Genomic DNA, 25,037 nt, shown 5'->3' with positions numbered 1-25,037 from the left:
TTAATTAGATATTATTAATTTCTAAAACTTTTCTTTTGAAAAAGAAAAATAGAAACAATAAATCCGATAAGTATTTTTATTATATAAATACTATAAACATAAACTAAAATATTTGTTTTTTTAACTTCAACTCCACTATCAAAAACTGATGAGGTTGTGTTTAAAAAATTAGAATTTGCAACAGAATTATATAACATGTTTTCTTCGACCTTAAAGTATTTAGTAATTTCAAGATCTCAGAAATAATATACAGAACTTAAATATTGATTAGTGTATAAAGGATCTGAATATTGAAATTGTAAGTATTTACTAAAGTTGAAGTAATTCAAAAATTGACGTTTTTTAGATTTTGAAATTATTTCATAATAATCATTTAAATTCATTTTTCTTGTATTTGAATTTTGATCAATGATAAAAATATCACCAATTTCTATCATTCATGACTTTGTAAAACCTTGTGTAAATAAGCTTGAAATTTGTAAAAATTCAGGATGTTCTTGGTAAAATTCTTTCTCCGAATTGTTGTCATCTATTTTAAAGTCGTTCTCTTTGTATTGGAATAATTCATAGTTTTTTTCAACAAAGCTAACTAAGTTTCTATACTTAGAACCAAAATTTGTCTTTTTTAATTCATTTACAGTATTAACAACTCGTAAATAACCATTCAATTCTTTATTTATTTTCATATCTTTTAAAGTTTCTTTTAACGATAAGAACATGTCTAAAAAACTTGGATCAAATCCCATGATATAAATTTCTTCGTCATTAATTAAGTTTTTATTTAAGGTTTGACCATAAAAATAAGACTTTCATAAATTTTCATCAAATTTTTTCATGGCATTTTCATTAAAGTTATTCAACCCCATCAAGGAACCATCATCGCCTAAATAAGAATAATAAAATGGATTTGATCAATCACCAAAAAGTTGTTGAGCATTTTCGGAATATAGGGTCAGGTTGTCATCTTTTGCTGCCCTATAAAACTGTTTACCCAAATTTATATTAATCAAAAACTCATCAACACTTCTGACGTGTTCAAAATTATTTTCTGATTTTAAAGCACTTGATAGTATTGGACTTGATGCTGTTAACACCATTAAAGTAGTGTAAAAAATTGTCCCTAACACTTTACTAAATAAAATTACTAAAATAAAAATAATACTTATAATGAATAACACTAATAATAAATAGTTTAAATGAGGCAAAGCGACATAAACCGCAATAAAGGAAATATCAAAATTCACCGCTAACGAAAGTAGCAATATAGATTCCAATCCTATAAATAAATATATGTAGCATACAACTAAAAAATATCTTACTAAGAATGATTGCCATTCTTTAATTCCAAATTGCTTTTCAATAGTTAAAAGATTTCTACCTTCATTTGAGAAAAATATTTTTAAAACAAAATAACCAAGATACACGTTTAATGCAATATACGAAAACATACTCTTAAAAGCGAGTATTTTTCAAAAAGCTGCATTGTCTTTAGTTGCCCCTCCGTTAAATAAAAACAATAAATAAAAAACCAAAAAATAACCTAAATAAATTATTGAAGAAATGTAATTAGACTTATTAAGAAATAATCTTTTGGCATTAATTTTTGCCAGTGTATAAAACTTAAATATATTTTTGTTTTCCAAATTGTTCACCGCCTTATTTATAAAAACACTCACAAGTGAGTGCTGTTTGTTATTAAGCAAAATATTCAATATCTATACTATTAATTCCGAATCATACTGTTCCGGTATTATTTCCTGAACTATAAGATTTAATATAGGTTGTAATTGTAGTGAAAATATTGCCATATACAACCCTATTTATTTCATCAAGCAGGAATAAGTTTGTTTGAATCATAGATATGTAATTAGTTTCTTTTTTAATTAATTGTGGTAGGTCAACGACCAGCATCTTACCTATTGAGTGATCCGACTGTCCTGTATACCATTCCAGATAAGAAACTTCAAAACTTTCAGGGTTCGGAATAACTCAACCCTTGGCATCACTTCTTAAATCTCAATAAACACTATTAAAATTAAAAGTAAATTTAGAGCTATATAATTGTTGTGTTGTAAGCCCTATATTTTTTAAATCTATAAAAAAATCTGCTGATTTATTTGGTCTAAAGGTTAAACTGCCTTTGGTGTCTCTAGGGCCAACATCGTGTGTTTCTCCTCTATTTAATGAAATTGTTTTTTTAATAACACTTCTAGAATCAACCCTTAGTTTATTGTTAACTTGGTATTCTTCTTTAATTGCCCCCGAAGAAGCTGATATTGGAGTTATAGTTAATAATGTACTTGCTAAAACAGTAATAAGTTTTTTCATAATCCACCTCCAACTACATTATATAATAATTTAGTTAAATTGGAAATATTTTCTTAATTTCAATCTTTTTTAGAATTTTTAACGTATATTCAAAAACTTAAACCAGACAAAACAACCATCAAAGCAAAATTTACATTATAAATGTATATCAATATGTTTGTATGTTTTTCCTTTATAGATTTTGAAAATATTGATTCTGAAGTATTTATAAAATCATAATCATATCCAAGATCTGTTTGGTTATTTAACATTTCTTCATTTATAACAAAGTTTTTAACAGAAGAATAAGTTCATGTTTTCTTTAATTGATTTAAAGCTAGAGTTGCTTTATTTGAAGATAAAAACTGACCTGTTAAATAACTATTATAGTTAAAATAATTCAAAAATTGATTAACTTTATTTTTGTTTAACATTTTTTTATATTCATCAATTTCAAAAGCTATATCAACATTTTTTGAAGATGATATATTGTATTTTGAAATATTCAAATTAAAAGAATTTATGAATCCTATATTTATCACTTGTGATAAAAGTAAAAATTCAGGATATTCATTATAAAAATCATTAACCTCTTCATTTTGTGTTAAAACAAAATTATCTCAAACCTCATCTCCTTTAGAATCAACTCCACCATCTTCTGTAAAAAGCTTATAAGAAAATAACTCATTTAGGTTGTAATTTAAGATAAAGTCTCAATATTGCTCAACAAATCTTATTAGATTGGGGTATTTGGTGTTCAGATTTGAATGTTTTAATTCATCGATCAATTTATTAAAATCAAACTTCTTTAATTTTTGAGGAAAAGATTTTACAAAGAAAGGAGTTTCTTCTCAACTAAAACTAACATATCTTGATCTACTTTGTAAAAAATCTTGTAATTCTATAAAGAAATTAATATATTCTTTGTTAAAACCAAGAATATATTTAACATCATCTCCCACATATTCTCTATTTAAAGTTTGCCCCGATAAATATGTATAATAGACATTCCTAAAATCAACTTTTATTTCGTTAGAGGTTGAAAAATTTCTAAAGCTAGTTAATAATTCTGAATCATTTAAAAAATTATAATAATATTTGTCATCTTCCTTATTCAGTTTAAACAAGTGACTTTTTCCATCATAAAGATTTAATTCATCTCTTTGTGAGGCTTCAAAAAAATCTTTACCTACTTTTATATTAAAATTTACCTCACCTATTAAAATATCATTTTTTCTTGCAGATTCAGATTTTAATATAGCCGAAAAAAGAGGTCCAATATTTACAAACAAAATATATATCACAGTTAACATTATTCCAATTTCATTCTTTACAAGTATTGTAAGAATAAAAGTAACCCCAAATATAACAGGTATAAAAATTAGTAAATTAAATTTTGACAAGGCAATTATTTTTGCTAAATCTCCATTTCCAAGACCTAGATAAATTACCATAACTTCTAATAAAATATATAATAAAGTTACCATCATGACATAAGACATTAATGATAAATATCTTATTAAGAAACTTTTATAAACTTTCAAACCATATTGTTTTTCTAGAATTTGATAATTCTTAGCTTCTTTTGAGAAAAACATTTGAATTGTTAGAAATCCCGCAAAGAAACCAAAAAATGAATATACAACAGTGTTTTCTATAGCCAATAAATTTAAATAAACAGTGTCATAACTTTCTTTAGAATTTATTTTTAAGTACAATGCTGAAAAAATTATAAAAATGATCGCAAACGATGATAAGAATGCTAAGTTTATATAATTTTTAGTAATATATCTAAAATTAATTTTTGAAATTTTAAATAAATACTTAAACTGTATATTATTCATAAATTTTGTCTAAACCACCAAGCTTCGATTCTTTATCATCTTTAAATTTCAAATAAATTTCTTTAATGCTTATATTTTTATTATCTATTTTTTCATTAAACACTAATTTACCTTTTTTAATTATTATTAATTTATTAGCAACTTCTTGTAATTCTTCAATAATATGACTTGTAATTAAAATACCCACACCTTTTTCATGTAATTTCTTAATTAGTTCTATGAATTCAATCTTTGCCTCAACATCTAAATTAGCTGTTGGCTCATCTAATATTATAAATTCAGGTTTAGAAACTAGTATAGCTGCCATTACAGCTCTCTTTTTCATACCTGCAGATAAATTTTTTAACTTTTTCTTTTTAGCATCTCTAAATTCTAACATTTCCAAAATGTTTTCAGATCTAGCATAAAACTCTTTTTTACCCAAACTTGTAACTGCAGCAATATATTCCATATAATCTAAAACGGTTAATTCTAAGGGAATATTATTTGAATCGGGGAAAAAAGCAATTTTTGTTAAGTTAGAATTTGAAAATAAACTTTCGTTATTATAATAAATTTCTCCCCCATCTCTCTTTATTAAATCGAAAATTGCTTTAATTGTGGTTGTTTTACCAGCACCATTATCTCCAACAAAAGCTATTAGTTCATCTTTTAAGATCTGAAAAGATATATTCTCTATACTAAAGTCTTTATATTTTTTTGTTAAATTTTCAATACGAATCATTTTAACCCTTCTTTCTTTTTTAATCTCTAAAACTCTTTTTCTTAAAAAGAATAAAAGAAATTACTAAGCCTAAAATTATTTTTATTAAATAGATCGAATAAACATAAACTAAAATATAAGTTTTTTTGGTTTCAAAATCTTTTGAATAAATGGAGCTTCTTGTATCTAAGGGTTCATTGTCTGCACCTTTATTCATCGCGTCTTGAGATATTTGAAAATATTCAATTATTTCACTATCTCAAAAGCCATAAACCAAATATAAATATTCCCCATTTTTAATTTGGTTGGTATATTGAAATTGTAGATACTTATTAAAATTAAAGTAGTTTAATATTTGTCTTTTCCTAGACTCTTTTATTATATCAAAATAATCACTTACACTCATTCTACGAGTTGTTTCATCTTTTAAAGTAAAACGAAAAAAGCGACTGTCAAGAGCAAAGGAATTTTTAAATCCAAAAATCAGAGTGTGAGAAATAATCAAAAATGAGGGGTTGTCCATATAAAATTTTTTGTATGAATTGTTTTCATCATACTCATCTTGATTAAACATTTCATCATAAACATAACCCCTAATGGTTTCATTATGTTCTTGAACGAAACTTAACAAGTGTTTATATTTTTCTCCAAATTCCTGTTTTTTTAAATATTCTACAATTTCTTTATACGGTAACTGTTTTGCTTTTTCTGTACTAACATTTAAGTCTTTTACACTATCTTGAAGTGAAAAAAACATATCCAAAAAACTTTTATCAAAACCCATAACATATTTATCTTCTCCGTTTATAGAATTTTTATTTAAAGCTTGGCCTAATGTATAAGGTTTATACAAATCTTCTTCAATTGATATACGTATAAAATTTTCAGCTGGCTCTGTATCTAAAAACTCTTCAAAATATGAATAATAAAATTCTGAGTCTTCATCCATTTTAAAGAGTTGTTGATTTTGTTCTCCAGAATATAATGTCAATCCATCTTTTTTAATAGCATCGTAAAAATCTTTACCTATTTGTGCATTAAAAAGTAGAGTATTTACAGAATTGACATTCATAAGGTCAATTTCGGTTTTCATAGCACTTGAAATTATTGGGCCCACAGAAAGTAAAACCGCTATAGATGCATAAACTAGAGGACCTAATAGTTGATTAAATAAAAATAAAGTTATAAAAGCTATACTGAAAATAAACAAGATTATTAATAAATAATTAAAATTTGGCAGGGAAAAATATAATACTATAAAACTAAGATCATATTTTAATGTAAGTATAAAAGATAGTAAAAATTTTATTGATATAAATATAAACATATAACAAAAAAATAAAGAAAATCTTACAACAAAGGTTTTTCATATCTTAAAACCATATTGTTTTTCAATTTGTAAATAACTTTTTGCTTCGCTGGAAAAATAAAGTTTTATCATTATAAAACCACTATATAATGAAATGAAAATATAACTAAATATATTTTCGAAACTTAAAAGCTTTCAAAAATTTTCATTTGATTTATCAAGACTTCCTAGAGAGAAAAACAATAACAACATTATTGCGTAAAACATATAGAAAGATGCAAGTCAGATACAATTTTGTTTATTTAAAAATGTTCTTTTTGCATTTAATTTAAAAATAGGTAAAAAATTATTATTATAGATTATTTTCAAAGCGTTCATCCTTTCTAACAAAATATCTAATTCTTGATTTATATTTATTGGGGTTTTTTAGATAAACATAAGAATCCCAAAATTAAAGCACTATAGTTATAATTGTTAGAAGTTTTTTTCAACGTTTACTTCTTTATCATTATACAATAGAAAAAAAGCCTTATAACCACTCAATATTAATTGCCAACATTTATCACATTGCAGACTCTAAATTTAATTACCAAACTTCTCTTTTTTTTAAAAAAATATAGAAAGATAATAATGAAGCTATTGTAAAAACAAAAAGATAAAAACCATAGATGTAAATAAGAATATTGGAATTTTTAGGTTTTCCAAAGTCACTAAAAATTGATCTTGTGGTATCTACTCAATCTTGTTCTTGACTTCAATAATCATTTGACTTTATTTGTTTTCTAATATCAAAGTACTTAGTTTGTTTTATATCCCATAACCCTTGTACTTGATTTAAAAAAATGGCTTTTTCAAAATTATTAAAGTATTGAGAGTTAAGATAACCATTAAGATTGAAAATATTTATAAATTGACTTGTCTTATTGTTTTTTAAGTATTTATCATACTCATCTAAAGTGATTACATAATTTCTAACCCTATCTGTATAAATTACATGATTTAAAAAATTGATATTAAATGAATTTACAAAACCTTTGTTTAGTATTTGACTTATTAATAAGAATTCAGGGTTCTTCTTGTAAAAATCATTTACTTCTTTGTTTTGAAATAAAACACTACTCTCTCAAAGTTTTTCTTCAATGTTGTCACCTTCTGGTAAAACATTTATTTCTTCAAAAACTTTATATTTAAAAATGTTATTATAATTTTTATTTAAAAGTGAATTTCAATTTTTTTCAATAAATAAAATTAAATTTTTATAGCGACTCATCATTTCACTTTTTTTGATTTCCAATACAAAGTTAGTTAAATCAAATTTAATAGGTTTTATCTCTAAAATATCATTGTAACTTGGTGTATCTTGTCATTTTAAATTTGACATTAAGTCTTTAGATTGTAAAAACTCTTTTAATTCGTTGAAAAAAGTTAAATATTGTAAATCAAATCCTAAAATAAATTTGACTTCACCGTTGTTTTCTAAAATATCTCTGTTTAGATTTTGTCCTTTTAAAAAAGTTGCATAGAAATTTGAAAAATCAGCTTTAATATTGCCAATATTTTTATTTTTATAAAATGATGATAGATTTTCAGAACCTTCAAAATATTTATAATAGTAATTTTCATCTTGTTCATTTAATTTAAAAAGATGATAATCCTCACTATAAAAATTAAAACCATCTTTAACAGCCGCCTTATAAAATTCTTGACCTAATTTTATGTTATAAGTTATTTCTCCTAACATGATATCATTTTTATTTTTTCAGTCAGCTTTAACTAAGGCTGAAAAAATAGATCCTAAACTCATAAAGGAAATTAAAGTGATAGCAGCAATTATTCCATAAAAGGAGTTAAAAATTGTTAAAAAGATAAGTGATAAACTTGAAGTTAAAAGAGAGAAAATAAGTAAATTAAGTTTTGGAACTACTATCATCTTTATTGAAATATTGGTTGCAACAATAAAAGGGATTGTAAATATTTGTAAAATAAAATATGCAAAAATAGTTAAATACAAATACATAATTATGGTCAAATATCTTAAGCCAAAAGATTTAATAGTTTTTATACCGTATTGCTTTTCCATAAGATATCTGTTTTTTGCTTCTGGTGTTACATAAACTTTTGCTACTAAAATAATTGAAAAGAAACCAAACAAAATTGCAGTCAAAGTATTTTCAATTGAAATTAGTTTGTAATACTTTATTTCAAAATCACTTTTTAAATCATAAGAACTATAAAGACCCAAAAACGTGAAAAATAAAACTGATATTGAGATTAGAAAAACAAAGTTAATGATACTTTTAAAAATAAATTTGAAATTCAATCAAGAAAATAATACATTCATCCTTAAACTATTCATAAATTTTATCCAACTCTTTAAGATTTGATTCTCTTTTATCTTTAAATTTCAAATATATTTCTTTTATACTTGATTTTGAGTTATCAAAAGCTTCATTATAAACAATACTTCCACTTTTAATTATTATAAGTTTGTTAGCAATTGATTGAAGTTCATCAATAATATGACTGGTAATTAAAATGCCAACTCCTCGTTCATGTAATTTTTTTATAAGTTCAATAAACTCAATCTTTGCCTCAACATCAAGATTTGCTGTAGGTTCATCAAAAATTATAAATTCAGGTTTTGAAATTAAAATCCCAGCCATCACAGCTCTTTTTTTCATTCCTCCAGATAATTGTTTTAGTTTTTTCTTTTTAATTTCTTTTAAGTTTAACATTTTAAAAATATTCTCAGATCTTATAATGAATTCTTCTTTTTCAACATCAGTGATGGCTGCTATATATTCCATATACTCGATGATTGTAAGTTCTAAAGGTATGTTATTTGAATCTGGAAAAAATGCTATTTTTGATAAATTAGAATTAGTATGTAATTTATCATTGTTATAGTAAACTTCACCATTATCTTTTTTTATTAAGTTAAAAATTAACTTTATGGTTGTGGTCTTTCCTGAACCATTATCTCCAACAAAAGCAATTAAATCTTCTTTTAAAAAATCAAAACTTACATTGGATAAACTAAATGCTTTATATTTTTTAGATAAATTTTCAATTTTAATCATTTTTATTTCTCCTTTTGATTTTTTATATTTCAATATTTCTTCTGTTGTAAATCACAAAACTAATCAACAAAGTTAGACTAGCTTGAGCAATAAATAAAGCGTAAGCAAATATTACAATCTGAGTATTTTTTAATTTCAAATCATTTTTAAGAACTGATGACTTTGTAGATAAGGAGTTATTTTTCCAGTTACTAATTAATAAGTCATCATTTAATACATAATAATTTTTTGGTTCTAATCATCAGAATTGATAAGTTTGATTTAAATATGCATTTGAATAAATGCCATTGTAATAAGAAGTGTTTAAATAAGAAGAGTAGTTAAAGTAATTAGCATAACTTCTACTTTTAATTTTTGAAAGGGTTTTATCATAATAGTCTAAAGAAAAAAATTGTAATGAATTGTTTTCAAAAAAGTTAAGAGCTCCTGTATAAATGGCATAAGAATTCATTAAACCAATATTTAATACTTGAGAAATTACAAGAAACTCTGGATATGCTTTATAAAAATCATTAACTTCTTCATTTGTATTATTAATATATTTTTCTCATAATTCATTTTTCTTAGGAGTATCAATTACACTTCCTCCAATAAATCTTGTTGAAAAAAATAAAGGATATCTATCACTAAAAGGGTCTCTATAATTTAATAAATCATCTAAATTAAGTTCAATAAACTGTAATAGATTTTTATAGTTTTTACCAAAGGTTGTTTTTCTTAATTGTTTTAAAGTTTTTTTAAAATTAATAGGAACATATTTTTCATCTTCCACTCATTCATAATAAGGTAGTTGAGATCATGTGACATTTGTTTTTCTTTCTATAGATTCGATAGAAGTTTTTAAGTCTAAATGAGCTTGTAATAACTTATCACTAAATCCAAGTAAATATTTATTATTTTCATTTCTATTTAAAGTTTGTCCCATCCAAAAAGCTAAGTAGAAATTTAAAGGTTCATCATTATAAATAATTGCATCCACAACATTTGATCCTTGATAAGGATAAAAACTACTTAAATTTGACATTAGATTAAAGTCTTTAAAGTAATATTCATCTTCATATCACATAAAAAGTTGCTCATAACTTCCATCATAAAGATTTAGTTTATCTTTTTCTGAATACTTAACAAATTGTTTACCAATATTTATTTTAAAAGTAAGTTCTTCTACTACCCTTTGGTTTTGGGGGTGTGAATCATCTTTTAAAGCAGCTGTTACAATAGGTCCAAATATTAAAGACAATATATATAATGTAGTTAAAAATAAACCCGCCAAGCTTTTAACAATTAATGTTAAAAGTATAAAAACATTCAAAACTAATATACTGTATAAAATTAGATTTAATTTAGGCGCACTAATTAAAGGAAAAGATATTTTCACCCCATTAATTTGAGTTAACATTGTTTGCAACAAAAAGTATATGAAAACTATTGTCAACAAATAGACGAAAATTAGAAAGTATCTTACAAAAAATGACACTCAACCTTTTAAACCATATTGTCTTTCCAAAAGCTGGTAACTTTTATTTTCTGTTGAAAAATAAATCCTAGATGTACAATAGATTGAAAATAAAGAAAATAAAAATAATATACATGCATTTTCTATTGCAAATACATATGAATAATCAGCGTTATTAGTTCTGTTAAAATTTAAAAATATATAGATGCCTGAAAAGGCAAAATTTACAAAAAGGATTACACCTAAGAAAGCAAAATTTATTTTGCTTAGTGTAACCATCTTTAAGTTAATTTTTGCCATTTTAAAAACATTTTTCGGAATATTAATTTTTCTCATTACTCTACCCCTTATAGCTAAATGATGTATTTAAAATCGATTTTGGACAGCCCATAATAAGCTGTTCCTCTGTTATTTCCAGAATTATAAGACTTTACGTATGTCTCGACAATGGATGAAATTGTTGCATGTAAAATATTTTCTTTTGTATCCAACTTGAAATAATTTTGCTGAATCATTGAAATATAATTAGTTTCTTTTTGAATAAGTCTGGGCAAGTCAAATCTCAACATTGTACCTATTGAGTATTTACTAGTACCAAAATATCAATCCGCATAACTTACAGTAACAGTGTGAGTCGCAGGACTAACCAGACCCTTTGCTTCGCTACTTAAGTTTCAACCCCATGATGCAAAAACAAATGTAATTAACGAACTATATAGTTGAGCATTAGTAAGTCCTCCTTTTAAATTGATATTTAAATTTAAGGCCTCATGGTCAGTATTCCTTCTAACAACACCTTTTCCTCAGTAACCCACATAATATGGGTGAGATTTGGAAATATAAATACTGGTTGTTCCATATCTAGCTATATTTTTATCTACTTTTAAATTATTATTTATTTCATTAATGGTAGGCACCATTGAACCTGTCACTAAAAAAACGGATGCTAACTTTAAAAATGTATTTTTCATATTCTTTCTCCCTTCAACTAAATTATATTCTCTGGCAAATTAAAAACTATAAAGTAAAAATTCTAAATTTAAAGGTTTTAATGACCTATTTTGTTTTTTTTACAGCTAAAGGCTCAAAAAAAAGAGTAAAACTTTTAAATAAGTTTTTACTCCAATGCCTATTGACAATAAATTTAAAATATGATTTTTTAAAATTATATGGTATTATTAAATTAATCAGCTATATGTAGTTGGGTACTTAACCACAGGTTATAGTAGGACAAAGAAGGTTGCGCGGAGCGACATAACAAAAAAAAGGGATTGCCTCCCTTTTTTTGTTTATAATTACAATATTACGAAATACAAAGCCAAGCAAACATGTTTAGATATACAAAGTTTAATGGAGATTACTATAAAAAATTAGCGAATAAGTGTTTCATTTTAGAGAACTAGTGTGTAGAATATATATGTAACGAAAGTGGTTTTTTTATGAAGGTCTTAAGTGAAAACAAAGTTTACACATTTGAAGAAACAATAAAAAAATCTAAGTTCATTACTTACATTGGTGTTGTCAACACCAAAGAGGATCTAGACCAATTTATTAACAAGTACAAAAGAAATGATGCAAGACATAATTGCTGAGCTTACAAAATTGGAACAGACGGTAATCAATACGGGTACAACAATGATGGTGAACCAAGCGGGACTGCAGGTGAACCTCTACTTAAGTTACTTGAAGTTAACAATCTAACAAACATAATAATTTTTTGTGTTCGCTACTTTGGTGGAATTAAACTTGGAACTGGTGGATTACAAAAAGCGTATAGCAACGGTGCAATACAACTCTTAAAAACTATTACAACAAAAAAATTAGAGTTATTACATTTAGTTACTATTAAGTTTGAAATTCAAAACCAAAAAGCGGTTTTGAATTGTTTGAGAACTTTAAAAGTCCAAAATATTGTTAAGCATTTTGATCAGAATCTTGTCTATTTCACATTTCTGATAGAAGAACTAAGCAAGTTAGAAAGTGTAAATAAATTAGTTAGCGTAATAGATGACAAATGAGATTATTTTTAAGAGGTATAAAATGGAAGCAGAAAAGAAAAAAATTGTAATAGTTGATGGTTATCATCTTTTACATAAGGGTTATTACGGGTCTTTAAAAAGAAAAAAAGTTGCCGTTAATCGTGATGGAGTTTTAATAAATGCAGTTTATGTATTTGTTGCAAAAATAAATGAAATGATAGCATCAGGAGATTATCACACAATTATAGTTACTTTCGATGTAGGAAAAGAATGCTGAAGAAAAGAGCTTTATCCAGCATATAAAGCTACAAGAAAAGAAACACCTTGTGATTTAATTCCCCAAATGCAACTTGTACGTGAGTTCTTAACTTCAGCTAACATTCCATGATATGAAAAATCACAATACGAAGGTGATGACATTATGGGAACTGTAGCTAGAGTGGCAGTTAAACTAGGTTATAAAGTTGATATTATTTCAAATGATAAAGATACATATCAATTAATTTCAAAAGATGTAAATGTTATTTCTCAACAGTCAAAAAAAACCTGTAAAGAGGTTGTAACAGAAAAAGATGTTTTTGAGAAATTTGGTTGTAAACCTTGTCAAATACCAGATATGAAAAGTTTACTTGGAGATCATTCAGATAACATCAAAGGTGTTAAGGGAATGCACTACAATACAGCTATAAAGTTAATTGAAAAATATGGATGTGTGGAAAATATATTTAAGAACTTAGATGATTTCCCACCAGAACATCAACAAAAACTTTTAAATTGCAAAGACCAAGTTCTTTTAAATAAAAAAATTGCAAAGATTCTTAAAAATGTAAATGTTGGTAGAATAAACTTCAAACCATTAAGAGTTAACTACATTAGATTTATGGGATTCTTAAAACGCGAAAAAATGTGAGCCTTTACAAAAGTAATTGAAGATAAGGTTAATCATCAAGTTTTAGAAAGACAAAAACGTCTTGAAGAAGCAGAATGCACTTGTGTTGAAACACCAAACTATTGTTTCAAACACAGAATCAACTTAAATAAAGCAGAACAATAAAAAACGATCATTAATTTATGATCGTTTTTTTCATGCTTACTAAACAACTTTTTTACTTAGCTCTTTTAGTATTACCAAGTTTTCAACATATTGATTGTTATAGTATTTTTTTATAAACACCATTGAAGACACAAATGAAACCAACGGTATATAGGCAAGTATTTTAAAAACCTTGATTTTTTCGTTATCATAAGATTCTCTAGGTTTTGTAACCTTTAAAATAAAGTAACTTACAACAACAGTTAATAAGTACATTCATCCAATTACAATACCAAAGATAATAGCTATAAAAATAATGTTTTTATCATAATCATTTAAAGCTACAGTAAATGTTGTAATACAAATACATGAAATTAACAAAACATTTATAAAAACTAAAAACAATATAGTTAATGGAACTGAACTGTTTTTTGCTTCTAAATATACTTTACTATTTTCATATGTTTTAGAATATTCTAACATTATACAAAACCAAATAAATATTCCAATAATTGGAACTAACGAAAACATTACAATTCAATACTTATAATTCTTGTCCTCAAAATGCAAATTCATATATGTATAAATTTGCATTTTCTCTGTTACAGCATTTACAAATCCTGCAACAATTAATACTAAAAATACTATTTCGGTTTTACCTAAGCTATCATTTCAATTTCGTGTGATTAAAGCAACCCCAATAAAACCAACTAATAAATCTCAAATAAGTGCGGTTCATCCCAACAAAATATAGTTGGATCCCACAACTTCTCTTCTCTTTCTCATATTTTATTCCCCTTTGACAATCTAATAATAATTTATTAAAAGAAAAAAGCAATAGTTACAGCAAATTGAAAAACAACTTTTAAAATTTGAAACAAAATAAAAAAAATTTGAAATCACTTTATTATTAAGTGTTTCAAATTTTTATCTTCTTGGACCGGTTTTTTTCCCGTTTTCGTCAACCTCATAAAGTCATTGAGTTAAAATTTTAACTTCATTGTGAGAAACTTTTAAGATTCCTCTATGCACATGAACATATTTTACACCTTGTTCATTTACATATTTAATTTGACCAACTTTTAAAGTTGAAACTATTGATGCATGTCGTGCATAAATTGTCATATCTCCAGCTGAAGTTTGAACATTTATGTTATCTATTTCAATTCCATCAACATAAACTCCATTAGGTGTTATAACTTTTAATTTAAGTCTATTCATTATTTTTGACTTTTAAATCTTTCTCAAACATCATCAATTGAACCAGCATACATAAATAATGTTTCTGGAATTTCATCAGTATCACCGTTTAAGATTGCTTTGAATGATTCAATTGTATCTTTAACTGGAACATATTTACCACTACGTCCTGTGAATTTTTCACCAACTGTAAATGGTTGTGACATAAAGTTTCTAACTTTTCTTGCTCTGTTAACAACAATTCTATCTTCTTCAGAAAGTTCATCCATACCAAGAATTGCTATGATTGATTGAAGTTCTTTATATTTTTGTAAAGTTTCTTGAACTTTAAGAGCTACAGTATAGTGAGTTTCTCCAACGATTTGTGGGTCAAGCATTCTTGAACTTGAACTTAAAGGATCGATTGCTGGATAAATTCCTAGAGCTGCAATATTTCTATCAAGAACAACTCTTGCATCTAAGTGAGCAAAAGTTGTTGCTGGTGCTGGGTCAGTTAAGTCGTCAGCTGGAACATAAACTGCTTGTACTGATGTAATAGAACCTTTTTTAGTAGAAGTAATTCTTTCTTGTAAAGCTCCCATTTCAGTTGCAAGTGTTGGTTGGTAACCAACAGCTGAAGGCATTCTACCTAATAAGGCAGACACTTCACTACCAGCTTGTGTAAATCTAAAGATGTTATCAATAAATAAAAGAACATCTTGATTTTTTTCATCTCTAAAGTATTCTGCAATTGTCAATCCAGTTAAAGCAACTCTCATTCTTGCTCCTGGTGGTTCATTCATTTGTCCAAATACTAAACTTGTTTTATCAATAACCCCTGCTTCAATCATTTCGTAGTAAAGGTCATTTCCTTCTCTTGTACGTTCTCCAACTCCAGCAAAAACTGAAATTCCCCCATGGGCTTTGGCAACGTTATTAATTAATTCTTGAACTAAAACTGTTTTACCAACTCCAGCTCCTCCGAATAATCCAATTTTTCCACCTTTTGAGAAAGGCATCATTAGATCTACAACTTTAATTCCAGTTTCTAAAATTTCTGCAGAGGTTAAAAGTTCATCATAATTAGGTGCACTTCTGTGGATTGGCATTCTTCTTGTTTCAACTGGTGGTTTTTCATCAATTGGATCTCCAAGAACATTAAACATTCTTCCCAATACTTCATCCCCAACAGGAACACTAATTGGGTGTCCTGTATTTTGTGCATCCATTCCTCTAACCATTCCTTCAGTTGGTCCCATAGCAATTGTTCTTACAAGATCGTCACCGATATGTTGAACAACTTCTAAAACCAATTTAGTTCCGGCATTATCAATTTCAATTGTGTTGTAAAGTTCTGGCATTTCAGCTTCGTCGAATCGAACATCGACAACTGGACCCATAACTTGAACAACTTTACCTTGACTAGTTTTCATAAGTCTTTTCCTCCTGTATTTTAATTATCACTTTGAGCATTTGCACCACCAACAATTTCACTAATTTCTTGTGTAATATTTTCTTGGCGTTTTCTGTTATATGCAATACTTAAATTTTCTGATAATTCTTTTCCATTTTTTGTCGCAGCTTCCATTGCGGTTCTTCGACTTGCTTGTTCTGAAAGTTGTGATTCTAAAATTGTTCCAAAAATAATAGTGTTTAAATATAATGATACACTTGTTGCCAATACAGTTTCTGCATCAGGTTCCAAAATAATATCTTCACTTTTTTCTTTCCCATTCGGATCTTTTACAATTGGAAATAGGTTAATAATTTTTGGTTCAAAAGTTACGTTGTTTATAAATTTTGTATAAACAACGTTGATTGCATCAATTTCTTTTTGTGAGTATCAACTTAACAAGTCTGATGCCAAGTGGTTTGCTTGATCGCTTGTAAAGTCAACATCAACATTAGTAATTGCTTGTTTAATTTTTAATTTGTTGGCATTACAATATGAAACAGCTTTTGTTCCAATTGCAATTACCTCATCGTTACTTTTTATTTTACCTTTAATTTCTTTAAAGACATTTGAGTTATATCCTCCACACAAACCTAGGTTTGAGCTAATTACAACTCATAAAGTTTTATTAATTTGAGTTTCTGGTTTTTTTAAAAATATTGAGTCCTCAGAATGAGAAATTATATAGTTGAAAACATCATAAACTTCTTCAATGTATTGGTGAATGTCACCAACACGTTTTGAAATTCTTTTAAGTTTAGCTGTTGCAACTAGCTCCATGGCACCAGTAATTTTACCAATGTCATTTACTGAACTAATTTGTGTTTTAAGTTCACCTAAGTTTGCCATCTTACACTAATTTCTTTCAGTCTTCTGCTGTTCCATAGTTTTCAACTTTTCAATCTGGAATTTCTTTTACAAAATCTTTCAAGACTTTTACTAATTCTGATTTGACTTTTTTTGTTAATTCTTCATCAAAAGCTTTTTCTGTTTCTAATAATTTTCTTAAAGCTCTTGCTTTTTCATTTGTTTTAAAGTGTTTTAAAATCTCAGTTTTATAACCTACAACTTCAGTTACAGGAATTCATTTAATCAATCTTTCTTTTATTGCTAAAAGAATAATTGCTTGATTAATTTGACTCATTGGTGAAAATTGTCTTTGTTTTAAGATTTCAACAATTTTTGCTCCATGGTCTAAAACTGTTTTTGTAGTTTCATCCAAGTCACTTCCAAATTTTGCAAATGCTTGTAATTCATAGTATTGTGCAAGTTCTAATTTTAAAGTTCCTGCAACTTGTTTAACAGCTTTAATTTGTGCTGAAGAACCAACACGAGAAACTGAAAGTCCAGTATCTACTGCAGGTCTAATCCCTGAGTTAAATAATTGTTCTGATAAGAATATTTGTCCATCAGTAATTGAGATAACGTTTGTTGGAATATATGCAGAAATATCTCCTGCTTGAGTTTCAATAATTGGTAAAGCAGTAATACTTCCTCCTCCAAATTTTTCATTAACTCTTGCAGCTCTTTCAAGTAATCTTGAGTGAAGATAAAATACATCTCCAGGGTAAGCTTCTCTACCTGGTGGTCTTCTTAAAAGTAATGCTAATGTACGATAAGCTACCGCATGTTTTGATAGATCATCATAAACAATAAGTACATCATCACCATTTGCCATTCACTCTTCTGCAATTGAAACTCCTGTATATGGAGCAATGTATTGCATTGGAGCAGATTCACTAGCTGATGCAGAAATTACAGTTGTAAATTCCATTGCTCCAGCTTGTTTTAATTTTTCTACAACTTGTGCTACAGTAGATTCTTTTTGTCCAATAGCTACATAAACACATTTTACGTTTTTACCTTTTTGATTTATTATTGAGTCAATTGCAATTGCAGTTTTTCCAGTTTGTCTATCTCCAATAATCAACTCTCTTTGACCTTTACCAATTGGAATAATTGAATCTATTGATAAGATTCCAGTTTCTAAAGGTTGGTCAACTGATTTTCTTGACATAACTCCTGATGCTATTTTTTCAACTGGAGAAGTTTTTTTCTCTTTTAATGGACCATTACCATCAATTGGCAATCCAATTCCATTAAGAACTCTTCCAAGTAATTCATCTCCAACTGGAGTTTCAACAACTTTTTTAGTTCTTTTAACTTTATCTCCTTGTTTGATTTTTGTATCATCACCCATAACAACAGCACCAACAGCACCATCTTCTAGGTTAAGAGCCATTCCATAAACATCATCGTTGAAAATTAATAATTCTCCCATCATCACTTGGTCTAGACCAAATAACAAAGCAACTCCATCACCAATCGCAGCAACAGTTCCAAATTCTTGAACAACTATTTCTTTGCCATAATCTTGAATTTGCTTTTTAATAACTTCTGAAATTTCATTTATTTTCAATGACATAACATCACCTATTTTCTATTTTGTAAGATAGTTTTTTTCATATCTTCTATCTTACCTTGCATTGATGAATCATATTTTTGTCCATCAACAACAACTCTGATTCCTGAAATTAGTTCTTTTCTGATTTCATTTTCTAGAATCACAGCTTTGTTTAATTTTTTTTCTAATTTTTTTTGTATGTCTTCAATAGTTTTTTTATTTAATTCTTCTACTGAATATACAATTCCTTTTACAGTATTTGTTTGAGCTAATAAATCTTTTACAACTTGTTTGAAAATTTGTTTTGCATTTTCAATTAAGCCTCTTTCAGTTAAAAGTTTTAAGATATTTAAAAATTCTTTATCTAAATCCTTTTTAAAAACTTTATCTAATAGTTCAAGTCTTGTTTCTAATAATATATTTCTGTTTGTTAAGAAAGCTAAAAATTCAGGGTTTCTTGAAAAGATAACTTTAAGATCGTATGCGGTATCTAAGAATTCTTTTGTTTTTTTGTTCTCAACAGCAAGTTCACAAATTGCTTTTGATCAATTTTTAAGTAAACTTTCTTTTACTAGCATGATTAATTATCGATACTTTCTAAGAATTCTTGAATTAATTTTTCATTAGTTTTTTTATCAACATTAGTTTCTACTAATTTTTCAGCGGCAATAAATGCTAGGTCAATAACTTCTTTACGGATGTTTTCTTTAGCTTCATTTCTTTCGAATTCAATTGCCATTTTTGCATGATCTTGAATATTTTGTGCTTCTGATTTTGCATTATCAATAATATCAAATTTTAAATCATCTGCTTCTGCTTTTGCATTTAGAACTATTTCTTTCGATTCTTCTCTTGCTTTAACAAGAATTTTTGCTGCATCTTTTTTATCTTTATTTGCAAGCGCTTGCTTGCTTGATGCATCATCAAGTAATTCGTTAATTTTTCTTCTTCTTTCTGCTACAACTTTTTTAAATGGTTTGTAAACTAATTTTGAAAGAAAAATAATAATAACTATTGTAGATAAAACGTGCGCAATAAAGTTTGGTAAGTTTGGAAACAGTGATTGAGTGATTTCAGGTATCCCTGGAAATCCATCATCTGCTAATAAACTTACGTGGTTTAAAATATCCATTATTAGAATACGAATAATAGTAGCAATGCAATAACTAAAGCATAAATAGCACCAGATTCACAGAATCCTGCTGTAATAATCAATGTAGTTGTAATTTTACCAGCAACTTCTGGGTTACGTCCAATTGCAAGACAAGCTCCATAACCTGCCATTCCTTGACCGATACTTGCTCCGATCATACCAATACCAGTTAATCCAGCACCAACTCCGATTAATCCTCTACCTGTTGTTGCGTTTTCACTAGCAAATAAGATTGGTAATAATGTAATTAAGTTACCTCCAAATGTTAAAAATACGTTTGTGTATAATTCTGCTAACATAATTTTTTTCTCCTTTTATTAATTATTTTTTAATTTTGTTTTTATTTCATTTACATGACTTTTAATTTTAATTTTTTTAACTTTAATTTTCTTTACATTTTCTCTTTCAACAGGTTCTGTTGATTTTTCATGTTCACCGTTTTTTGCATTTGCTCAGTATGATAGAGTCAACATTACAAAAACAATTGATTGAATTAAACCGTCAAAGAGGTCAAAGTAAAGGTGAAGTCATGGCAATAATGCCACTGACATAAAGTTAAATCCAGTTCAAAAATATTTGAACTGAGCTGAATATGCTCCAAATCAAATTTCTCTTGAAGCACTTGCGTGTCCAAATAGAGCTCCTTGAGCTCCAATTAAAGTACCATACATTAGTCCTAAAATAATTGAACCTGCCAATATGTTTCCAAATAACCTAAATGATAAAGATAATATGGGAACAAATTGTGTAATTATTTCTACCGGGTTAAATATGAACTTTGTAAAGAACATATGTTTTTGATATCTTAACCCATAATAATAAATCCCAAAAAATGAAACCAAAGCCATAGCTAGGGTTACTGAATAAGAACTTGTTAATGGTTCAAATCCCAGAAGGGCAATTACTGAAGAGATCATAATGTATAAAAATAAATACATTATATAAGGTGTTAGGTGTTTAAATTTTTTACCCATAACATTAACTACCATGCCTTCCATAGACACAATAAAGCTTTCAGTTAGTACTAAAAACCCGCTCAACTCTTCGCCTTCCTTTAAATTTCTTATCTTAACATTATAAACTATACAAAAAGTACAGATTATAATCGTAGTTAAAAAAATAGACATTAATTGGGGTGTTATATCTTTTCAAGATTCTAACAGTTCACTGACTAGAAACATTTAAATTCCCCCTTTTCATTTTTTTATAAAAAAATAACGGTATAGGCATTTTTATAATTTATTCTTTAATAATAACTGGAAAAATAACTATTATTAAAAAACCAATTACAACTCCAATGGGGTTGATGTGATTAGATAAATAAATGCTTATAAGGAATGGAACCATATACATCCCAATTCGCAAAATTGCCAAAAATATAAATGTAAATACATTTTGATCATCAACAATTTTGTCTATAGCAAATCTTAGACATATAAAAGAAATAAAACCAAAAGTTATTGCAATTATAAAACCAGTTATTCAAGAATAGCCTACTATTTCAAATATACATAAAACAGCCAATATGCTGACTATACCAGCGACTATTGGCAATAAAAATATTAGCATTCTTTTTTTATTCTTTTCTAACAGATTTTTTAACATGCTTCACCTCTAATAGGTTCCATCTACATAATAATACTCCTATTAATTTTGCATATCAATAAAATGGAAATATATATTATAAAAATAATGCCCTTGTAAAGCACTTTAAAAATTCTGGTTACAATTTTCATATTATTATTTAAAAGCTTTTTATATTCTTATATAAAAAGCTATAAGAAGGAAAAAAATATATTATTTGAACTGTTTTAAGTCAATTTCCTAATACTTTTACTTTTAAATTGTTATGAGACTAAAAAGTATCATTCTCACAATCATTTTATCACGAAGTTTAATTCAACTCATAATGTATATTTTATTTATGAAATATAGTACACAAAGAAAATAAAAACTGAATCAAATTCAGTTTTTATTTTCTAATCGTATTTATCTTTGTATCATTTCAACTCAGTTTCTAAACCGACTATTTTTGCTTTAAGATCAACAACTTCATCTTTAAGTTCATCAATTAAAACTTGTTGCATCTCAATTTTTTGGTTTTGTAATGAAATAATTTCTAGAAGTTCTGCCTTTTCAATTTTTCAAGCTTCTCTATCAGCTGCTCAACCATCTGTCAATTCCTTTATTTGTCTTCTTAATTCCATAACTAATGGTGACTCTGCATAATCTAGATCTAGGAAATATTGCTTTTCTTGGCTTAATACATTTTTCATATCCCTATTCATCAAATCTAAACCTTTCTTTCCTTTTGTGTTTTGCAAATATATTTTATCATATTCCTCACTTAACTTCGGGTCACTTCTAGGTATTAAAATTTTGATTCTTGGTATAATCTTTCCATTTGCAAAACTTACAGAAAAAATATATAAATCATATTCTTCCATAATTTTTCCTCCTTTCTTTGGAATACTGTCTTCCCTTATTACTATCGTCATGAAATCAAAAAAAATGTACAACTTTTTTTAAAAAATTGTACATTTTATATAATTTAAGTTTTAACAGCTTCTTCTAAGACTAACAAAAAGTTTTCAATAGCAATTCTTGGCAATTCACTGTATGGGTATGTGTTATCTTTACAAATAATCTCTAATCCTTTAGTATCCTTAAATAATAAAGTTCCTCAACTTATTTTCTTGATATATTTTAAAAATATTTTTAAAACCTTATAATCTTGATTTTCTTTTCCTAATAATAAAAGTTCTTTTCCCATTTTTAATTGAGCCTTTTTAATTCTACTTATAGCTTTTTTATTTTTCTTTTCCTTTGTAAAAATAAAAGTCATACATTCATGGTGTTTTTCCATTTCAAGAATTGATTTCTTAAAATTAATAATAGATTCTTCTTTTGAGAAAAATTTATACTTTGAAACACGTTTTTTTATGTAAAGTATATAGATTATAGCTTCGACTAGAAAAATTACTTGCATTAATGAAATTAATAGCAAAAAAAATAAATATCATTTTGAATCTCTTGGTGCAAATAATACAATCGGTATATATGTCATTATAATTATTGATATTTTTATATAATGATCAATAAAATGGGTTTTACGTTCTATTGGTAATAGGTAGGGAAAAGTTTTTGGATCTAATATATCATCAAAAATAAATATAGTAGTGGACAATTTTTTCTTTTTATAATCTTCATTAAGGTGATGAAGATATGAGAAAAAAAATAAATTCGAGGTAAAACCTGCTACAACATATAAATATGTTCCTAATTCAAAATCCATAAAAAACTCCTCATAGATTAATAATTATTTCTTGTTCAATCTCATGTGGTAGTCACAGTCACTACAACCGCCGCTAAAAAAGGGGCTGCTCATTTGGTGGGTATAACTCCAAGCACATAAACTTCAAAAGCTCAAAGAGCTGCTCTGGCTAGCTTAAATCCAACAATAATGGCAGCATTAAAAACATTACCAAACTTTTCATGATCATTAGAATCTTTATAATAAATAGCCAACATTACAGTAATACTCGCTGCAGCTACAGAAGAAATTAGAGCAGCCGTTGTACAAGCAATTGCAGCTTTTAAAGTGGAATAAAAGAGCCATGGAGCTGAAGCATATAAGGCAGCTGCCAGTATTGCAGCAGCAGCACCTCCCGTATTAATCGCCCTACGTACATTTTTAAGACTAGAGACTAAATTCTTATTTTTGTCAATCATCTGATTTTCGTTACCCAACGTTCCCCCTAAATCTAATGCTCTATTTGATTTTTCATCTTCATTTTTTGCAACACTAGAAATTTCACTTGGTAAAATAAAATCATTATTTATTAACTGCATCTTTTTGAATTCTTCATTAAACTCTGAACTTTCTTCTAAAACAAAATCCATATAATCTTCTAACTCATAATTACTGTTCGTTAATTTCTCTAATAATTCATTTGCTTTACTCAACACAATTTCTGATTCCTCTTCAGAAAGAGAAAAACTAGATTTTTCTGTTTCTGCACCTACCGTAGCACTTTTCGAGATTTTTGGGCTCTTTTCTTCGGATAATAATTGTTGAAATGTATTATTAATAGAAGTACGCACATCCTCCAATTCAATTTTTTCGGATTCAATGTTTTTTCCAATTATATCGACTTTTTTGGCTGACACAAGAAGGTTGCTAGGTAATGTTGTGGTTAAACTGATAGCTGATAGTATAATTAGTAATTTTCTCATTTATAAAACTCCCTTTCATTTTGAAAAAATCGGTTAATTAAAAAAACACTAACCCATAATTTCATTATTTTTATAAGTTAATAATCATATTTTTTTAAAAATAACCTTTAAGAATTAAATAAATGCTTTAAATCGTAAAATTTTATTGGTTATAATATTTAACTATATATCATTCCTTAGATATTACTAGTTTATATATTGCTGACTTTTAAATAACAATTTTAGTTACAAAATTAAAAAACACACTCTCTCTAGAGTGTGTTTAAAAAAATATTATTATTTAGTTCCAAAGATTCTATCTCCAGCGTCTCCAAGACCTGGTGAAATATATCCTTTTTCATTTAATACAGGGTCTAAACTTGCTGTATAGATTTCAATTTCTGGGTGAGATGCTAGAATTTTATCAACACCTTCTTGAACAGCTACTAAACAAACAAACTTAATGTTTTTAGCTCCTCATTCTTTTGCAATTTCAATTGCTTTTGCAGCACTTCCTCCAGTTGCAAGCATTGGGTCAACAACTAAAACATAACTTTTATCCATGTCTTCAGTTTGTTTTGCATAGTATTGAACTGGTTCTAAAGTTTCTTCATTTCTATATAAACCAATGTGTGCAATTCTTGAAGTTGGAACAAGTCTTTGAATTCCTTCAGTCATTCCAAGTCCAGCTCTAATGATTGGTACTAGAACCACTGGTAAATCAACTGTGTATCCTTTAGTTTTAGTAACTGGTGTTTCAATATCAATTTCTTTTAATGGTACATCTCTAAAAATTTCATATGCCATTAGTTGACCAATTTCATTTAAGTTCTCTCTAAAATCTTTTGATGAAGTTTCTATTTTTCTCATTCTAGTTAATTTATCCAAAATTAATGGATGATTAATTATATTTAATCCCATA

25 protein-coding genes are annotated in these 25,037 nt (G+C 26.8%); 2 read left to right on the top strand and 23 right to left on the bottom strand.

The window, feature by feature from the left end; all coding sequences use genetic code 4:
• Positions 1–14: 14 nt before the first annotated feature.
• The 9 genes from SCHIN_RS00470 to SCHIN_RS00430 all read right to left on the bottom strand — a co-directional run bounded on the left by SCHIN_RS00470 (position 15) and on the right by SCHIN_RS00430 (position 11,619).
• Positions 15–1,448, bottom strand: coding sequence for a hypothetical protein (locus SCHIN_RS00470; RefSeq protein WP_166507685.1), 1,434 nt, complete (start codon positions 1,446–1,448; stop codon positions 15–17).
• A 247-nt stretch (positions 1,449–1,695) separates the two neighbouring features.
• On the bottom strand, positions 1,696–2,328 hold the full coding sequence (locus SCHIN_RS00465; protein WP_166507684.1) for a hypothetical protein: 633 nt from the start codon (positions 2,326–2,328) through the stop codon (positions 1,696–1,698).
• Positions 2,329–2,381: 53 nt separating this feature from the next.
• Entirely contained in the window at positions 2,382–4,151 is a 1,770-nt protein-coding gene (locus SCHIN_RS00460) for a hypothetical protein (RefSeq protein ID WP_166507683.1), read from the bottom strand.
• Positions 4,144–4,875 (bottom strand): ABC transporter ATP-binding protein, encoded by a 732-nt coding sequence (locus tag SCHIN_RS00455; protein WP_166507682.1) that lies wholly within the window; start codon positions 4,873–4,875, stop codon positions 4,144–4,146. The genes SCHIN_RS00460 and SCHIN_RS00455 overlap by 8 nt, the downstream gene beginning before the upstream one ends.
• A gap of 19 nt (positions 4,876–4,894) precedes the next feature.
• Complete coding sequence (locus SCHIN_RS00450) at positions 4,895–5,971, bottom strand: hypothetical protein (protein ID WP_166507681.1); 1,077 nt, start codon at positions 5,969–5,971, stop codon at positions 4,895–4,897.
• Between the two features lie 778 nt (positions 5,972–6,749).
• Positions 6,750–8,519, bottom strand: coding sequence for a hypothetical protein (locus SCHIN_RS00445; protein WP_166507680.1), 1,770 nt, complete (start codon positions 8,517–8,519; stop codon positions 6,750–6,752).
• Complete coding sequence (locus SCHIN_RS00440) at positions 8,512–9,243, bottom strand: ATP-binding cassette domain-containing protein (protein ID WP_166507679.1); 732 nt, start codon at positions 9,241–9,243, stop codon at positions 8,512–8,514. Before SCHIN_RS00440 ends, SCHIN_RS00445 begins: the two co-directional genes overlap by 8 nt.
• 22 nt (positions 9,244–9,265) lie before the next feature.
• Positions 9,266–11,035, bottom strand: coding sequence for a hypothetical protein (locus SCHIN_RS00435; protein WP_166507678.1), 1,770 nt, complete (start codon positions 11,033–11,035; stop codon positions 9,266–9,268).
• A gap of 17 nt (positions 11,036–11,052) precedes the next feature.
• Entirely contained in the window at positions 11,053–11,619 is a 567-nt protein-coding gene (locus tag SCHIN_RS00430; RefSeq protein WP_166507677.1) for a hypothetical protein, read from the bottom strand.
• A 519-nt stretch (positions 11,620–12,138) separates the two neighbouring features.
• On the opposite strand from SCHIN_RS00430, the gene SCHIN_RS00425 reads away from it, so the two are divergent.
• Positions 12,139–12,729, top strand: coding sequence for an IMPACT family protein (locus SCHIN_RS00425; protein ID WP_166507676.1), 591 nt, complete (start codon positions 12,139–12,141; stop codon positions 12,727–12,729).
• A 10-nt stretch (positions 12,730–12,739) separates the two neighbouring features.
• Positions 12,740–13,732: a 5'-3' exonuclease gene (locus SCHIN_RS00420; protein ID WP_166507675.1), complete on the top strand. Its 993-nt coding sequence runs from the start codon at positions 12,740–12,742 to the stop codon at positions 13,730–13,732.
• 39 nt (positions 13,733–13,771) lie between these two features.
• On the opposite strand, the gene SCHIN_RS00415 is transcribed toward SCHIN_RS00420, so the two are convergent.
• The 14 genes from SCHIN_RS00415 to upp form a co-directional block, all read right to left on the bottom strand.
• Positions 13,772–14,497 (bottom strand): hypothetical protein, encoded by a 726-nt coding sequence (locus SCHIN_RS00415; RefSeq protein ID WP_166507674.1) that lies wholly within the window; start codon positions 14,495–14,497, stop codon positions 13,772–13,774.
• A gap of 141 nt (positions 14,498–14,638) precedes the next feature.
• Positions 14,639–14,932 carry a FoF1 ATP synthase subunit delta/epsilon gene (locus SCHIN_RS00410; protein ID WP_166507673.1) on the bottom strand — a complete coding sequence of 98 codons (294 nt, stop codon included), beginning with the start codon at positions 14,930–14,932 and terminating at the stop codon, positions 14,639–14,641.
• Positions 14,932–16,323: a F0F1 ATP synthase subunit beta gene (gene atpD / locus SCHIN_RS00405; protein WP_166507672.1), complete on the bottom strand. Its 1,392-nt coding sequence runs from the start codon at positions 16,321–16,323 to the stop codon at positions 14,932–14,934. Before atpD ends, SCHIN_RS00410 begins: the two co-directional genes overlap by 1 nt.
• 20 nt (positions 16,324–16,343) lie before the next feature.
• Positions 16,344–17,192: an ATP synthase F1 subunit gamma gene (atpG, locus tag SCHIN_RS00400; protein WP_166507671.1), complete on the bottom strand. Its 849-nt coding sequence runs from the start codon at positions 17,190–17,192 to the stop codon at positions 16,344–16,346.
• A 1-nt stretch (position 17,193) separates the two neighbouring features.
• A complete protein-coding gene (atpA, locus tag SCHIN_RS00395) occupies positions 17,194–18,768 on the bottom strand; it encodes a F0F1 ATP synthase subunit alpha (protein WP_166507670.1) in 1,575 nt (524 codons plus the stop codon).
• Between the two features lie 8 nt (positions 18,769–18,776).
• The gene (locus SCHIN_RS00390) at positions 18,777–19,325 is read right to left on the bottom strand and encodes a F0F1 ATP synthase subunit delta (protein ID WP_166507669.1); all 549 of its coding nucleotides are present in this window, start codon (positions 19,323–19,325) and stop codon (positions 18,777–18,779) included.
• 2 nt (positions 19,326–19,327) lie between these two features.
• Positions 19,328–19,879, bottom strand: coding sequence for a F0F1 ATP synthase subunit B (gene atpF / locus SCHIN_RS00385; RefSeq protein WP_166507668.1), 552 nt, complete (start codon positions 19,877–19,879; stop codon positions 19,328–19,330).
• 2 nt (positions 19,880–19,881) lie between these two features.
• Complete coding sequence (locus tag SCHIN_RS00380; RefSeq protein WP_166507667.1) at positions 19,882–20,199, bottom strand: ATP synthase subunit c family protein; 318 nt, start codon at positions 20,197–20,199, stop codon at positions 19,882–19,884.
• Positions 20,200–20,217: 18 nt separating this feature from the next.
• Complete coding sequence (locus tag SCHIN_RS00375; protein ID WP_166507666.1) at positions 20,218–21,081, bottom strand: F0F1 ATP synthase subunit A; 864 nt, start codon at positions 21,079–21,081, stop codon at positions 20,218–20,220.
• Between the two features lie 58 nt (positions 21,082–21,139).
• Complete coding sequence (locus SCHIN_RS06415; protein WP_425057176.1) at positions 21,140–21,469, bottom strand: MG406 family protein; 330 nt, start codon at positions 21,467–21,469, stop codon at positions 21,140–21,142.
• Positions 21,470–21,879: 410 nt separating this feature from the next.
• Complete coding sequence (locus SCHIN_RS00365; RefSeq protein ID WP_166507664.1) at positions 21,880–22,347, bottom strand: hypothetical protein; 468 nt, start codon at positions 22,345–22,347, stop codon at positions 21,880–21,882.
• 104 nt (positions 22,348–22,451) lie between these two features.
• The gene (locus SCHIN_RS00360) at positions 22,452–23,195 is read right to left on the bottom strand and encodes a hypothetical protein (protein ID WP_166507663.1); all 744 of its coding nucleotides are present in this window, start codon (positions 23,193–23,195) and stop codon (positions 22,452–22,454) included.
• A gap of 17 nt (positions 23,196–23,212) precedes the next feature.
• Complete coding sequence (locus SCHIN_RS00355) at positions 23,213–24,136, bottom strand: hypothetical protein (RefSeq protein WP_166507662.1); 924 nt, start codon at positions 24,134–24,136, stop codon at positions 23,213–23,215.
• A 276-nt stretch (positions 24,137–24,412) separates the two neighbouring features.
• Positions 24,413–25,036, bottom strand: a complete 624-nt coding sequence (gene upp, locus SCHIN_RS00350; RefSeq protein WP_166507661.1) for a uracil phosphoribosyltransferase — start codon at positions 25,034–25,036, stop codon at positions 24,413–24,415.
• Position 25,037 lies beyond the last annotated feature (1 nt).

The organism is Spiroplasma chinense, from assembly GCF_008086545.1.
GTDB lineage: Bacteria > Bacillota_I > Bacilli_A > Mycoplasmatales > Mycoplasmataceae > Spiroplasma_A > Spiroplasma_A chinense.
Note: the sequence above shows the minus strand (reverse complement) of the source record. Positions and strands in the feature narration are given on the sequence as shown.